This window comes from Streptomyces sp. MZ04, assembly GCF_004684775.1.
GTDB lineage: Bacteria > Actinomycetota > Actinomycetes > Streptomycetales > Streptomycetaceae > Streptomyces.
Genome location: NZ_SRIC01000244.1, coordinates 1 through 12,858 on the forward strand (window position 1 = coordinate 1; position 12,858 = coordinate 12,858).

Annotated in this window: 11 protein-coding genes and 3 pseudogenes; 7 read left to right on the top strand and 7 right to left on the bottom strand. The window is 70.0% G+C overall.

The genetic code is table 11. The features are described 5' to 3' along the window. Positions 1-203 (bottom strand): annotated as a pseudogene (locus E2651_RS44780) (hypothetical protein); the annotation flags it as partial. 124 nt (positions 204-327) lie between these two features. On the opposite strand from E2651_RS44780, the pseudogene E2651_RS45630 reads away from it, so the two are divergent. Both E2651_RS45630 and E2651_RS33635 read left to right on the top strand, forming a co-directional pair. Then, a pseudogene (locus E2651_RS45630) lies at positions 328-690 on the top strand (hypothetical protein); the annotation flags it as partial. A gap of 5 nt (positions 691-695) precedes the next feature. Further along, positions 696-1,004: pseudogene (locus tag E2651_RS33635) on the top strand (hypothetical protein); the annotation flags it as partial. Between the two features lie 294 nt (positions 1,005-1,298). Here the strand turns inward: E2651_RS33635 and E2651_RS33640 are convergent. From E2651_RS33640 to E2651_RS33650, 3 genes are all read right to left on the bottom strand, one after another. Further along, entirely contained in the window at positions 1,299-2,063 is a 765-nt protein-coding gene (locus E2651_RS33640) for a chaplin (RefSeq protein WP_245239390.1), read from the bottom strand. 118 nt (positions 2,064-2,181) lie between these two features. Further along, complete coding sequence (locus E2651_RS33645; protein ID WP_135335043.1) at positions 2,182-2,439, bottom strand: chaplin; 258 nt, start codon at positions 2,437-2,439, stop codon at positions 2,182-2,184. Positions 2,440-2,710: 271 nt separating this feature from the next. Beyond that, entirely contained in the window at positions 2,711-3,121 is a 411-nt protein-coding gene (locus E2651_RS33650) for a rodlin (protein WP_135335044.1), read from the bottom strand. Between the two features lie 191 nt (positions 3,122-3,312). On the opposite strand from E2651_RS33650, the gene E2651_RS33655 reads away from it, so the two are divergent. The 3 genes from E2651_RS33655 to E2651_RS33675 all read left to right on the top strand — a co-directional run bounded on the left by E2651_RS33655 (position 3,313) and on the right by E2651_RS33675 (position 5,457). Beyond that, positions 3,313-3,723 (top strand): rodlin, encoded by a 411-nt coding sequence (locus E2651_RS33655; protein WP_135335045.1) that lies wholly within the window; start codon positions 3,313-3,315, stop codon positions 3,721-3,723. Positions 3,724-4,720: 997 nt separating this feature from the next. Next, complete coding sequence (locus tag E2651_RS33670; protein ID WP_135335047.1) at positions 4,721-4,936, top strand: hypothetical protein; 216 nt, start codon at positions 4,721-4,723, stop codon at positions 4,934-4,936. A gap of 110 nt (positions 4,937-5,046) precedes the next feature. Beyond that, positions 5,047-5,457, top strand: coding sequence for a rodlin (locus tag E2651_RS33675; protein WP_135335048.1), 411 nt, complete (start codon positions 5,047-5,049; stop codon positions 5,455-5,457). 132 nt (positions 5,458-5,589) lie between these two features. On the opposite strand, the gene E2651_RS33680 is transcribed toward E2651_RS33675, so the two are convergent. Then, positions 5,590-8,217: a glycosyl hydrolase family 65 protein gene (locus E2651_RS33680; protein ID WP_135335049.1), complete on the bottom strand. Its 2,628-nt coding sequence runs from the start codon at positions 8,215-8,217 to the stop codon at positions 5,590-5,592. Between the two features lie 128 nt (positions 8,218-8,345). Further along, positions 8,346-9,452 (bottom strand): threonine synthase, encoded by a 1,107-nt coding sequence (locus E2651_RS33685; protein WP_135335050.1) that lies wholly within the window; start codon positions 9,450-9,452, stop codon positions 8,346-8,348. A 243-nt stretch (positions 9,453-9,695) separates the two neighbouring features. On the opposite strand from E2651_RS33685, the gene E2651_RS33690 reads away from it, so the two are divergent. Further along, positions 9,696-11,270: a S8 family peptidase gene (locus E2651_RS33690; protein ID WP_135335051.1), complete on the top strand. Its 1,575-nt coding sequence runs from the start codon at positions 9,696-9,698 to the stop codon at positions 11,268-11,270. On the opposite strand, the gene E2651_RS44305 is transcribed toward E2651_RS33690, so the two are convergent. Then, positions 11,267-11,410, bottom strand: a complete 144-nt coding sequence (locus E2651_RS44305) for a hypothetical protein (RefSeq protein ID WP_167828970.1) — start codon at positions 11,408-11,410, stop codon at positions 11,267-11,269. The genes E2651_RS33690 and E2651_RS44305 overlap by 4 nt on opposite strands. Before the next feature lie 79 nt (positions 11,411-11,489). Between E2651_RS44305 and E2651_RS33695 the strand changes: the two genes are divergently transcribed. After that, positions 11,490-12,659, top strand: coding sequence for a DUF4190 domain-containing protein (locus E2651_RS33695; protein WP_135335052.1), 1,170 nt, complete (start codon positions 11,490-11,492; stop codon positions 12,657-12,659). The last annotated feature ends 199 nt before the right edge of the window (positions 12,660-12,858 follow it).

Below are 12,858 nucleotides of genomic sequence, written 5' to 3' on the forward strand. Positions count from 1 at the left end.
GCCGGGGACGGCGACGTGGGCGGCGCGGGCGGGGACGGTGCGGGCATCGTCGTCGGCAGCGCGGGGCGGAAGACCGGCGGATCGGGCTCCTGCCCGGCCCCCCAGGCGTATCCCGGGCCGATCGCGAGCGCCGCCGACACGACGATTCCGGTGGCGATGAATACCGGCCGCTTTCTATTGGGGCGGTGTCTTTGCGGGTTCATGGCCGCTCCTCATGATGCTCCTCCATCCACTGACACTCAGTCATATGTATTTCTATTGCGCCAATCGAGCCGTTAACCCTTTGGGCATGGCCGTCGCCCGCACGGGGGATCGAATTGAGCGGATTTGGCGGTGCTGACTCTCGTGGCCGCCGCCGATTCCGGGCGGAGCCCCGTCAGCAGATCCCGCTATCTCCATCAGACCCACCCGCCGCCTCCGCCGGACGCGTCACTCGAGGAGATCTCCGCGGAATTGCGCGTCCCCGACGGGGCGGTGCTGCGCAGCACCGTCCTGGTGCGGTCGGTGGGGGAGGCGCAGGAGCTGTACCGGCGCAGCGCGGAGGCGGCAGCCGGCTGCTGCTCCAGGCCTTCTTGCCGGCCGGTCCCGGCCGCGACTGGTTCGTACACGGATACGTCGACCGGACGGGCGTCGTCGCACGGCGGCGGCTCGGGCCGCAAGCAGCGCTCCTGGCCGCGGGGCGCGGGCCTGGCGTGCAAACGCCCCTGTGGCAGTCGGCCCGCGCCCCGCACACCGGCCTGGGCTGCGGACGGCGCAACTGGTTCTACGCGGAGCTGCCGGGCGGCTTCCGACGGCTCCCGGAGACGACCCGCGCCCGCGTCCGCGCCTCGGCGCTCGGTCCGGCAGGGGCCTTCGGCCCCGCCATGCGGTTCGTGCACGGCGCCTCGTTCACCGCGGACCGGCTCGTACGGGGTGTGCGGCGGCGCGTCGCCGAGCGGTGCGGTCTCCCTCGTACACGTATGCCGGAAGCACCCGTACAGGTGATGCCGTCGGCGAACGGGTGAATCGGTTCTTCGGCGGAGGCGGCCAGATGGTGGACTGTGCCTTCATGGGACGGGCCAGGTTGTCCTCCGCCAGCCGTCGGCGTTCTGCCGTGGGTGGGCAATATCCCTGACCGGGCCGGCCCTCTCCCCTTCTGGCAGGGAAGAGAACTCAGGGCGGCTCTTCCCTGCCGGTCGGCATGCCCGGCCGCACTAGGGCCTGTCCGATGGGTCCTGCCGGGGTCGCGACCCCTGGCACGCTCGGCCCTGGTGAATCGGCACCCGGCGCGAAGGCCGGCCTGACCCATCGGACAGGCCCTAGCGGCGTGCTGCCGAGGCTCCCCGGCGGTACAGGATTCCGCCGCCGATCAGGAGCGTCGCGCTCCCCGCGGCAGCCGCCAGGAGGTTCTCGTCGCTGCCGGTCGCCGCGAGCACGCCGCGGACCTGCGGACCCGGTGCACCGGCGGGCGACAGCTCCGTGACGGCCGGGGACGACGCGTGGCGCATCGCCCGGTCCTGAGCGTGTGTCTGTCCGTGCGTCTGTCCGTGTGTCTGTCCGGGCACGCGGGTGCTCGGCGTCCGGTGCGGCGGGTCCTGCTCCGGGATGGCCGTCGGAGAGGGCGCGTGCGCCTCGTTGGCGCAGCTGTTGCCGATGGCCGGATTGAGGGCGCCGACCACGTCGCCGGTGTTGCCACAGAGGTTGACCGGAACCTCCAGAGGGGCCTGCACGTTGTTGCCGGACAGGATGCCCGGCGAATTCCGGGCCTCGCTCCGGGCCGTGGGGCTCTGGGCCGTGGGGCTCTGGGCCATGGGCCGGGTATCGGCCGGCGGCTCGCTGTCGGGCCGTTCCCGCGGCGCCGTCGAATGCCCGGAGTTCGCACAGGAGTTGCCGGTGGCGGGGTTGGCGGCGCCGACCGCGTCGACGCTGTTGCCACAAGCGTTCACCGGTACGTCCACGGGAGCCTGCACGCTGTTGCCCGACAAGATCCCGGGGGAATCCGACGCCGCGCCGTCCGCGTCCGCGGCGAACGCGCTCGCACCGGACAGGGAGAGGATGCTGGTCGCGGCCGCGGCCGTGAGCATTCCCTTACTAATGGCCTGTCGCACTCTAGTTGTCTTCCTCTGAGCAGTGGAAAGCCGGCCTTGGAGTCGAGGTGACGATCCAAGGCCGGCCATGAAACAGCCTGGTGGCTGCGCTACATCACCTGTTGACGCAGGTGTTGCCGAACGCCGGGTTCAGCAGGGCGATCAGGTTGACGCTGTTGCCGCACACGTTGATCGGGACGTGGACCGGAACCTGGACGAGGTTGCCGGAGAGGACACCCGGGGAGTGGGCGGCGACGCCCTCGGCGCCCGCGTCGGCGAACGCCGGGGCCGCCATGCCCATCGCCATCACGACACCGGCGATGATCGACGCGCTCTTCTTGTGCTTCACGGATCTTCCCTTCTCCGCGGTCATGCCCATATGGCAGTCGAAACCGAGCGGGCACATCATTTACGACCCGCGCCATGACCGGCAGTCTGCAAACGATTTAAAGGAGCGGAAGAAACCGCTGGTTTCCCCCGCCCAGGAAATTCACCCGAATTACCGCAAGGGGAAAAGGGGGTAGGCGGAAACGCGGAGGCCGGAAATGAAGGAGCTCGGGCTCCCCGGCCTGAGCGGGCCGGGCAGCCCGAGCGGTCCTCACGACTGAGGGTCAGCTGCGGGTCAGCCGCAGCTCAGCTGCAGGTCAGCCGTTGAACTCGCCGTTCCCGGAGAGGATCGGGATGTCGTCCAGGATGTGCGACAGCGGCTCGTCGCCCTTGGCCTGGGTGGAGTTCTCGGTGCACTGCTGGTTCTGCGGGGACGACAGGACATTGATGTCCTGGACGGCGATCGGCACGGCACCGACGATCGAGCCGACGTTGCCCTTGACCGGCAGGCCGACACAGGGCTTGTTCAGCGAACCCTGCACGAGGGAGAGCTGCGGGCTCATCTTGCCGTAGGTGGCGGAGTTGCCGAACGCCTGCTCGGCGTCGTTGCCGCTGAGGGACGTGGTGCCGTGGTCGTCGCCGATGGCCAGCGCCGACGGGGCGGCAGCGGCCGACATGCCGACGACGGACACGGCGACGGCCGCTGTGGCCATAGCCTTCTTCATCATTTTGTGTTCCTTTTCTGGCGGACGCATAGGTCACTGCCGCCTGCCCAACCCGTCGGTGCGAGTTTGGGTTTCGGGGCTTCACTCGGTTGGCCGTGACTGGGCCGAACGGGTGAAGTGGAGCAACCATGCGAAGGGCGTGGAGTTAATCAGAGCGCTCCGGCGAACGGGGTTTCTCCAGAAGGGAATTACTTGTGATCAAGAAGGGTATGGCTGCAGCCGCGGTTGCCGTCTCCGTCGTCGGCATGTCGGCTGCCGCGGCTCCCAGTGCGCTCGCCATCGGTGACGACCACGGCACCACGTCCCTGAGCGGCAACGGCGCCTCGCAGGCGTTCGGCAACTCCGCCACCTACGGCAAGATGAGCCCGCAGATGGCGCTCATCCAGGGCTCCCTGAACAAGCCCTGCATCGGCCTGCCGGCCAAGGTCAACGCCGGCTCCATTGTCGGTGCCGTGCCGATCGCCGTGCAGGACGTCAATGTCCTGTCGTCCCCGCAGAACCAGCAGTGCACCGAGAACTCCACCCAGGCCAAGGGCGACGAGCCGCTGTCGCACATCCTGGACGACATCCCGGTCCTGTCCGGCAACGGGGTGGCCAACCACTGATCTCCCCCCCCCAGCATCACCAGCGGGCCGCCGGTTCACCGGCGGCCCGCTGTTCTGTCTGTGTCGGCCCCTCGTGCTCCGTCCGTGTCAGCCGCGTGGCCAGTGGTCGCGCGACATGAGGGCGAGCCACTCCTGGTCGGGGCGCCCCGGCACGGTCCTGCCCTGTCGCTCCCAGGAATCCTGGAGGGATGTGTAGATGGGCTCCGGAACTCGGCGCTCCGGCGAATTCCTGCTCACTGGAATCAGGCCCTGACGTTTCCATCGCCTTGAGAAGTCAGCCATATCCCCTCGCCATCGACGGGCGTGTGTCGAGCAATCTGTTCCAGCTGTTCCAGTTTCGGAAACCAGCGAAACCGGCGAAACCGTGCCGCTTAGGGCGAACGAGTTGTTCTTCGCGCGTGCCGCGGATCGGTAAGCCGCTTGTCGGCGTTGACCGGTGCGGGAGTTCCCCCGCGGCAGAGTTCAGTTTGCGCACTCACCTCAGGGTTGTTCGGAACCGCCGAGGCACCGCACCCTGTCCAACGCATCGATGTTTTCAGCGACATGAGGAATCGTCCGATTGAGGGACGGGGTACGAATATCCTGCTGATGGGGACGGACGGCCGCGACACCATCACGCGGCGGGAGAAGCGCACATTCCCCGCGGGCGGTGTCGCCTGCAACTGCACGGACACGCTGATACGCCGCGGCGGCTCAAGGACCCCACGACGAAGCTCGACCTCGCGCCCGGCAGGCACCGCCTCGGCGGCGGCGAGGCCCTCCAGTACGTCCGCTCCCGGCATGTCGACACGGCCGCCGACTTCGGGCGGATCCAACGCCAACGGCACTTCCTCGTTGCCGCGTTGAGCAGTCTGCGTACGGAGAACGTGCTGGGCGACCCGGCCAGGGCGGCCCAGTTGAGCCGGACCCTGCTCGGGGTGAGCAAGGTCGATCAGGGCTTCAACGGTGAGGAGTTGCTGTCCCTCGCCTCGGAGTTGAGTGAAATCCCCCCTCGGCCATGGAGTTCACGACCGTGCCGATCGACGGCTTCAACCACACGGTGAAGGGGATCGACTCCACCCTTCGGTGGGACCGGGGCAAGGCCGCCGCGCTCTTCGGCAAGTTGAACGACGACCGGCCACTGACGAGAAGGAATTCGCAGGTCAGGCCCGCCGACCCGGCGCGGATCGGCAGTCACGTCACCGTCCGCGGCAACACGCTCGAGTGTCGCTGAGGCGATCGGATCGCTAGGCCAACCGGGTCACAGGCCGAAACCATCGCCGTGTCAGGCAGTTGATCATCACGCGGCTCTGCCAATGGAGCCCGCTCCTGAAGGGAATCAAAATGAACAAGCTGTGGGCATCCGCGGCCATTGCCGCCTCCGTTGCCGGAATCTCCGCGGGCGTGGCCTCCCCGGCCATGGCCATCGGTGACGACTCGGGCACCACGTCCCTGAGCGGCAACGGCGCCAAGCAGGCGTTCGGCAACTCCGCCACGCACGGCGCAATGAGCCCGCAGCTCTCCCTCGTGCAGGGTTCGCTGAACAAGCCCTGCCTCGGCCTGCCCGTCAAGGCGAACGTCGGCTCGATCGTCGGCATCCTCGTGCCGGTCGCCGTCCAGGACATCAATGTCCTGTCGTCCCCGCAGAACCAGCAGTGCACCGAGAACTCCACCCAGGCCAAGGGTGACGAGGCGCTGTCGCACATCCTGTCGGACATTCCGGTCCTCTCCGGCAACGGCGCCGGCAACGGCTGATCTGCCATCGGGGCCGGCCGCCGTCGTGCCGGCCGGCCCCTTCGGTTTCTCTTGAGCCCCGGCCTCCCTGTGGGAGCGACATGCCGGGGTTTTTTGTTCGTTGCCCAGCCTTCGTTGCCCAGCCTTCGTTGCTCAGTCGGTGACGGTCAGTTCGCTCAGCTCCGGTGCCTTGTCGGCCGCCTGGACCGTGAGGCGTAGGTAGCGGATCGGATCCGCTCCCGGCGAGTGCCACGCGCGGCCGTCCGCCGATGTCTCGACCCGGTGGCGGGCCGGCTTGACCGCCCACTTCGGAGTGACCGTGCCGACCTCCGTCCGTCGTCCCAGGTCCACCGTCAGGGACGCCTTGTCCGCGCCGGGCGACCAGGCGGTGACGGGACTGCCGTCCACCGCGGCGGCCGCGTACAACCCGGGGTCTTCGGAGGTCGCCTTCGCGGGGCGGCAGCGTGCCAGATCCGCTGTCGGCGTCAGGTCGGGGCGCCGGGTCTCGAGGAGCGCGGGGGCGTTCTCGGCGACCGTGACGCGGCCCTTCGGGGTGTCGATGGTGAAGGGGCTCCCCGAAGTGAGCCGGACCGTCGTCTTCCGGGGGCCGATGGAGATGTCGTACGTCCGTCCGCGCCAGTGCGTCCCCCGCAGCGTCACACCGCTCTTGAGCTGCGGGGGAAGCGTCGGATCGAGCCTTACGGAGTGCTCGCGCAGGCGCAGTCCCGTCAAGCCGTGCGTGAAGACCTGCAGGAAACCGCCCTTCCCGGTGAGGAAGTCCTGCGCGGGGGCGCCCGCGAGCGCGTCGCCCGCGCCCGCCTTCTCGCCGCGCGACTCCGAGAACAGGGCGAACGGGCCGCGCATGAAGGGGCGTACGGACCGCTGTAGGAAGGTGTACGCCGAGCAGCCCGGCGCACCGATGGCGGCCGCGTCGATGGCGTCCACGGAGTCCGTCATCGCGGGCCCGTCGGGGTCGGTGCGCGCGCTGTAGTAGTCGAGGGTCGCGGCCGCGGCTCCCTTGGGCATCGGCCAGTCCAGCGGGTACGACAGGAGCACGGTGTCGGCCTGCTTGATGGTCGAGCCCTGGTAGCCCGCGTACTGGAGGTAGATCTTGCGCTTCGGGTCGTACGGGATCCGGATGCGGTCCGCGGTCCTGGTCCAGGCGGCCGGGGCTGTCTCGCGCAGCACGCGGGCCGCGCGGGTGGCGGAGCGCAGGGTGGTGGCGGCGACCGCGTTCGTGTAGACGCCGTCCGTCACGCCGTTGCTGTACTCATCGGGACCCGCGATGTTCTGGATTGAATAACTGCCGTCTTCGTCGTGAGTGGCGCGCGACGTCCAGTACTCGGCGATGCCCTTCAGGAGCGGCCAGCCGCGCGAGCGGAGCCAGGCGCGGTCGCCGGTCGCGAGGTAGTACTGCCAGGCGGCCAGGGCGATGTCGCCCTGGAGGTGGTTCTGCTGGACGCAGTGCGGCGGGTACCAGCTCTGGCACTCCGACCACAGGGCGCCGCGGCTCGCGCTCGTCCAGGGATAGAAGAGGCCCTTCACTGCGGTCTTCGCCGCGTTGTCGCGGGCGGCCTCGCTGGTGGCGTTGCGGTACTCGAGGACGGGGCGGGCGAGTTCGGGGCGGATCGCGAGCAGCGCCGGGTACATCCAGGTCTCGGCGTCCCAGAAGATCATGCCCGCGTAGTTGTCGCTGGTCAGACCGGCGGGCGCGATGCTGTCGCGGCTGCCGCGGCGGGTGGACGACAGGAGGCCGTACTGGGCCGAACGCGCCCAGAGTTGGAGATCGGGCCGCCCGGGGATCTCGATGTCGGACGACCACAGATGCCGCCAGGCCGCGGTGTGCGCGGCGAGCAACGCGGGCCAGCCCTGCCCGGCCGCGCGCTGGGACGCGGCGCGGGCGTCGCTGTGCGGGGCGCGCGAGGTGAGGGCGGTGTCGACACCGACGTACTTGGTGACGTCGTACGTGGCGCCGTCGTGGACGGGGAAGGCGGCGGACTGGCTGGCGCTCAACTTCCGTGCCGGGTGCGCCGGGCGGGCCTCTCCAGGGGCCACGAGGGTGGAGGCCACCGCGCCGTCCGTGCGGGTGCCGTCTGTGCGGAAGGTGACGTCCATGGTGCGCTCCCCGCTCGCGCCGCCGCCCGTCTGCGCCATGCGGCGGGCGCCCCGGCCGTCGATGCGGTCGGTGACCTGTGTGTCGCCGGTCCAGTGGGGGGTGAGGCGCAGGCGTACGGCGCCGGTGTGGGCGTGCTCGCGGTCGGCCAGGACGTCGTACGTCAGGTCGGTGCGGCGGCCGTCGGTGGTGGTCCAGGTGAGCGAGGTCCGGACGAAGCCGCAGCGCAGGTGCAAGGTCTGCCGGTAGTCGGACACGCGGCTGCGCGGGCCGTACGTCTCGCCGCCCACGGTGACGTCGAGCGCCGTCCAGGCGGGCAGGGCGGCGATGGCCTCGCGTCCCGCGGTGTTGCGGGGCCCGCGCGCGTAGAGGCCCGCCGCGAAGGTGCCGTCGTACCGGGGTGTGTAGAGGGGCCAGCCGGTCTTCTGGTCCTTGACGGGCGCGGAGTAGCCGGCTCCGGCGGGCGGGACGCGGGTGGCGAGGTAGCCGTTGCCCACGTAGGGGGCGTACGTGTCCTTCGGAGAGGTGCGTTTCGTGGTGGAGGGCGCCCAGCCGGGTGCGGGCGCGCAGTCGGCCGGAGGGCGGGGCTTGTCGGCCGTCGCGGCCGGTGCGGGGGTCGATGTGGCGACGAGGGTGGCGGCCAGGAGGGTGGCGGTGCGGAGGGTCACGGGGCGACGATGCGCGGGCGCGCCGCCGGAACCGGGGTGGCGCGCCCCTGGGTCCCACGGGTGGGTGCCTGGCCGCCGGGCGGGGTTCGCGAGTCCGTCCTGATGTCAAACCGACGCGAGTCCCGAACTCAAACCGAGGCGAGTCCCGATTTCAAACCCGCCCCGCACAGCGGAACCACGGCCGTCCGCTCGCCGAGCGCCCCGTCCCGTACGGCCGCCCAGCACGCCACCCCGGTCGCCTCGACGTACAACCCCCGCCCCGCCAAGTCGAGTTGGGCGGCCTCGATCTGGGCCTCCGTCACCGTCAGGAACGCGCCGCCGGATCCGCGGACCGTCCGCAGGATCTGCCGGGCGCGAGGCGGCCGCGGAATCGCGATGCCCTCGGCGAACGTGGGCACCATCGGGGTGTTGCCCAGGGGCTCGTCGGCGCCCGCGCGCCATGCCTCGGCCAGCGGGGCGACCGCCGCGGCCTGCACGGCGTACAGCGTGGGCGCCTTCGCGATCAGCCCCGCGGAGTGCAGCTCCCGCACCGCGAGCGCGGCCCCCAGGAGCAGTGTGCCGTTGCCCACGGGCACGACCAGGGCGTCCGGCAGCCGGCCGCCCAGGTCCTCCCACAGCTCCAGGACGTACGTCTTGGTGCCGTGCAGGAAGTACGGGTTGTAGACGTGGGAGGCGTAGAACGTGCCGGGTTCGTCGGCGGCCTCGCGGGCCGTCAGCGCCGTTTGCTCGCGATCCCCTTGGACGACTTCGAGCCGCGCCCCGTGCGCGCCGATCTGCTCCAGCTTCTTCGGTGACGTGCCGGCCGGGACGTACACCGTGCAGGGCAGTCCGGCCCGCGCGCAGTACGCGGCGATCGCCGTGCCCGCGTTGCCGCTGCTGTCGGCGATCACCCGGTCCGGGCCGAGCCGCTTCGCGAGCGCGGCGAGCATGACGGCGCCGCGGTCCTTGAAGGAGAGCGTCGGCATCAGGAAGTCGAGCTTGGCCGAGATCCCGCCATCCAGCGGTACGAGCGGCGTGCGGCCCTCGCCGAGCGAGAAATCGGGGGCGGGCAGCGGCAGGGATTCCGCGTACCGCCACAGTGAATTGACCCTTCCGGCAAGGGACTTCAGCGGGCCGGGATTGGGGGAGAAGTCCAGGTCCAGGGGGCCGCGGCAGACGGGGCAGCACCAGGCGAGGGTGCCCGGGGGGACGCGTGTGCCGTCGGTGGGACAGAAATAATCCGGCAATGCTGTCATGTGGCCAGGCTAGTTGTGACAGTTGGGGCCGATGTGTCATGGCGGGTGCGTGGCGGTCGTGTTACGTCCGGTCCTGACCCTTGTGGGATTCCTATGGATCCGCCAATCTTTCGTCCCGACGAAGGCGAGAGCGGGTGCCGTCGGCCCATGGTTTGACATGTTCCTGCCGTATGCCTCCGTGTGTGTGGGCACCACCAGCACCATCCCCCACTAGCGCACCACCTATTGAGGAGGACCCCTCAGATGGCAGTGATGCGTCATACCCGTCGAAGACTGGCCGGGATCAGCGCGACAGCGGTCGCGGCCCTCGCCCTCGGCGTCGTCTCCGCCCTCCCCGCGACCGCGCAGGCGGGCCAGGCGGAAGGCACGATCGAGAACGCCGGCGCGCCCGGCACGATAGCGGGCAGCTACATCGTCAGCCTCGACGAGGACGCCGCGAAGGCGGGCTCCAAGGCGGGCAAGGCACTGGCCAAGGAGTACGGCGCCGACATCAAGCGCACGTACAAGGAGGCCCTCAACGGCTACGCGGTCGAGCTCTCCGCGGCCCAGGCGAAGAAGTTCGCCGCGGACCCGGCGGTCGAATCCGTCGTGCAGAACCGGACGTTCACGGTCGACGGCACCCAGCCCAACCCGCCGTCCTGGGGCCTGGACCGCATCGACCAGAAGACGCTCCCGCTGAACAACTCCTACACCTACCCGGACACCGCCGGAGAGGGCGTCACCGCGTACGTCATCGACACCGGAGTGCGCATCAGCCACAGCGACTTCGGCGGCCGTGCCTCGTACGGCTATGACGCGATCGACAACGACAACACCGCACAGGACGGCCACGGCCACGGCACGCATGTCGCCGGCACGGTCGCGGGCGGTGCCTACGGAGTCGCCAAAAAGGCGAACGTCGTCGGCGTCCGCGTCCTGAACAACCAGGGCTCCGGCACCACCGCGCAGGTCGTCGCCGGCATCGACTGGGTCACCCAGAACGCGGTCAAGCCGGCCGTCGCGAACATGTCGCTGGGCGGCGGCGCCGACAGCGCCCTGGACACGGCCGTACGCAACGCCGTCGCCTCCGGCATCACCTTCGCCGTCGCGGCGGGCAACGAGAGCGTCGACGCCTCGACGCGCTCTCCCGCGCGCGTGGCCGAGGCCATCACGGTCGGCGCCACCACGAACACGGACGCCAAGGCGAGCTACTCCAACTACGGCACCATCCTCGACCTGTTCGCGCCCGGCTCGTCCATCACCTCGGCCTGGAACACCAGCGACACGGCGACGAACACCATCTCCGGTACGTCGATGGCGTCCCCGCACACCGCGGGTGCCGCGGCGCTCTACCTCGCGGACAACCGCACGGCGACCCCGGCGCAGGTGTCCGCGGCGCTGGTCAGCGCGGCCTCCACGGGCGTCGTCACCAGCCCCGGATCGGGCTCGCCGAACCGCCTCCTGAACGTGGGCACCGGCTCGACGAACCCTCCGGGGCCCAAGTTTGAAAACACGACCGACTTCGCGATCAACGACAACTCCACCGTCGAGTCGCCGGTCACCGTGAGCGGTGTGGAAGGCACCGCTCCCGCCGCTCTGAGCGTGCCGGTCGCCATCAAGCACACCTACGTAGGCGACCTCCAGGTGCAGCTGATCGCGCCTGACGGCACCGCGTACACGCTGAAGGGCTACGGCACCGGCGGCAGCTCCGACGACATCAACACCACCTACACGGTGAACGCGTCGTCCGAGACGGCCAACGGCACCTGGAAGCTGCGCGTGAGCGACAACGCGGCGCTGGACGTCGGGAAGATCGACTCTTGGGGGCTGCAGTTCTAGGCCGGAGGCCCTGAACTGACCTGCTCCTGCTGATCCTCGTCCTCGCGGTACGGCTCCGGGTCGGTGACCCGGCCTGCCGCGAGGACGAGGCGCGACGTCAGGCCGTTGGCCGCGTGCGCTATTGCGCTGGATGTCCCCATTTCATCCCTCGTCCGTGTGCCGCATACGATGCGAAGCTCCCGCATCGACCGACCCACCCGAACCAGGAGCATGGCACTCGTGGACATACCCCCGCCGCCCGACCTCGGTGGCCGCCCTCCGCAGCAGTACGGGCAGGGGCCCTACGGGCCGCCTCCGCAGACCCCGTACCCGGGCGGGCCCCAAGTCCCGTACCAGCGGTGGCCGGGCGCGTACTCGCCGTACTCCCGGCCGCCGGTCAACGGTTTCGCGATCGCCTCGCTCGTGCTCGGCATCCTCTGCTTCGTGCCCGCCGTCGGCCTGATCCTCGGCCTGATCGCGCTCGCGCAGATCACGAAGAAGGGCGAGCGCGGCAAGGGGATGGCGATCGCGGGAAGCATCCTCTCCGTAGTCGGCATCGTGCTTCTGGTGCTCGCCGTCGTCACCGGGGGTGCGCGGGACTTCGCCGACGGCTTCAAGGAGGCCGCGCGCGAGTCCCGGAACTCCTCCGCGTTCCCCATCGACAAGGGTGAGTGCTTCAACGTGCCCGACAGCGATCTCCAAGGCGCGCGGTACACCTTCGAGATCGACGAGGTGCCCTGTTCGTCGCGGCACGACGGCGAGGTCCTCGCCTCGGTCCGGGTGAACCACGAGACCTTCCCCGGCGACGCCGCGCTCACCTCGCTCGCCGAGCGGAAGTGCGTCGACCTGGACGCCTCCTACGTACTCGACTCCTGGGTCGACCTCGGGGACGCCGAACTCACGTACTACATGCCCGACCGCGAGACCTGGAGCCAGGGGGACCGCCACATCACCTGCCTCTACGGCGACACGGGGGGCAAGCGCGGCCTGAAGGGCTCGTTCCGGCGTGACGCGACCAACCTCGACGCCGACCAGCTCGCCTACCTCCAGGCGGACAAGGCCCTCTCCGAGGCGTACGAGTCGGAGCCCGTCGAGGACAGCATCGAGGAGGACCTGAAGGGCCACAAGGCGTGGGCGGGCCGCGTCGACAAGGGCCTCGCCGAGCAGGCCCGGCTGCTGCGCGCGCACGACTGGCCCGCGAAGGCGGACGCCGATGTCACCGCCCTCATCGGCGCGATCGAGCGCAACCGCGAGCAGTGGGCGAAGGCGTCCACCGCCAAGGACGCCGACGCCTTCTACGAGTACTACGTACCGGCCCAGAAGCACATCAGCGGCAAGGCGGAGGCCGCGGCCCGCAAGCCTCTGGGGCTTGCCACCACCTCACCCAGGGACGCGAACCCCGGGGGGTGAGGGCGGGGATCACGAGGACGGTGAGGGTGCGGCTGTCTGAGGTTGAGGGTGTGGCTGTATGACGTTGAGGGTGTGGCTGCATGAGGTCAGGGGAGCCTCCGCTACCCGCTCACCTTAAGGGCTTTTTGTCCGCTTCTGTGATAGTTCTTCGGTGTGACGTGCGCCAAGACGCCAACCACCCCGCTCCGCCCCCGGGTTC

Excerpts from the sequence above, each read along its gene's own strand:
- E2651_RS33640 (WP_245239390.1), bottom strand. The coding sequence starts at position 2,063 with ATGCTCACGGCCGCGGCCGCGACCAGCATCCTCTCCCTGTCCGGTGCG.
- E2651_RS33645 (WP_135335043.1), bottom strand. The coding sequence starts at position 2,439 with ATGACCGCGGAGAAGGGAAGATCCGTGAAGCACAAGAAGAGCGCGTCG.
- E2651_RS33650 (WP_135335044.1), bottom strand. The coding sequence starts at position 3,121 with ATGATGAAGAAGGCTATGGCCACAGCGGCCGTCGCCGTGTCCGTCGTC.
- E2651_RS33670 (WP_135335047.1), top strand. The coding sequence starts at position 4,721 with ATGGAGTTCACGACCGTGCCGATCGACGGCTTCAACCACACGGTGAAG.
- E2651_RS33675 (WP_135335048.1), top strand. The coding sequence starts at position 5,047 with ATGAACAAGCTGTGGGCATCCGCGGCCATTGCCGCCTCCGTTGCCGGA.
- E2651_RS33685 (WP_135335050.1), bottom strand. The coding sequence starts at position 9,452 with ATGACAGCATTGCCGGATTATTTCTGTCCCACCGACGGCACACGCGTC.
- E2651_RS33690 (WP_135335051.1), top strand. The coding sequence starts at position 9,696 with ATGGCAGTGATGCGTCATACCCGTCGAAGACTGGCCGGGATCAGCGCG.
- E2651_RS44305 (WP_167828970.1), bottom strand. The coding sequence starts at position 11,410 with ATGGGGACATCCAGCGCAATAGCGCACGCGGCCAACGGCCTGACGTCG.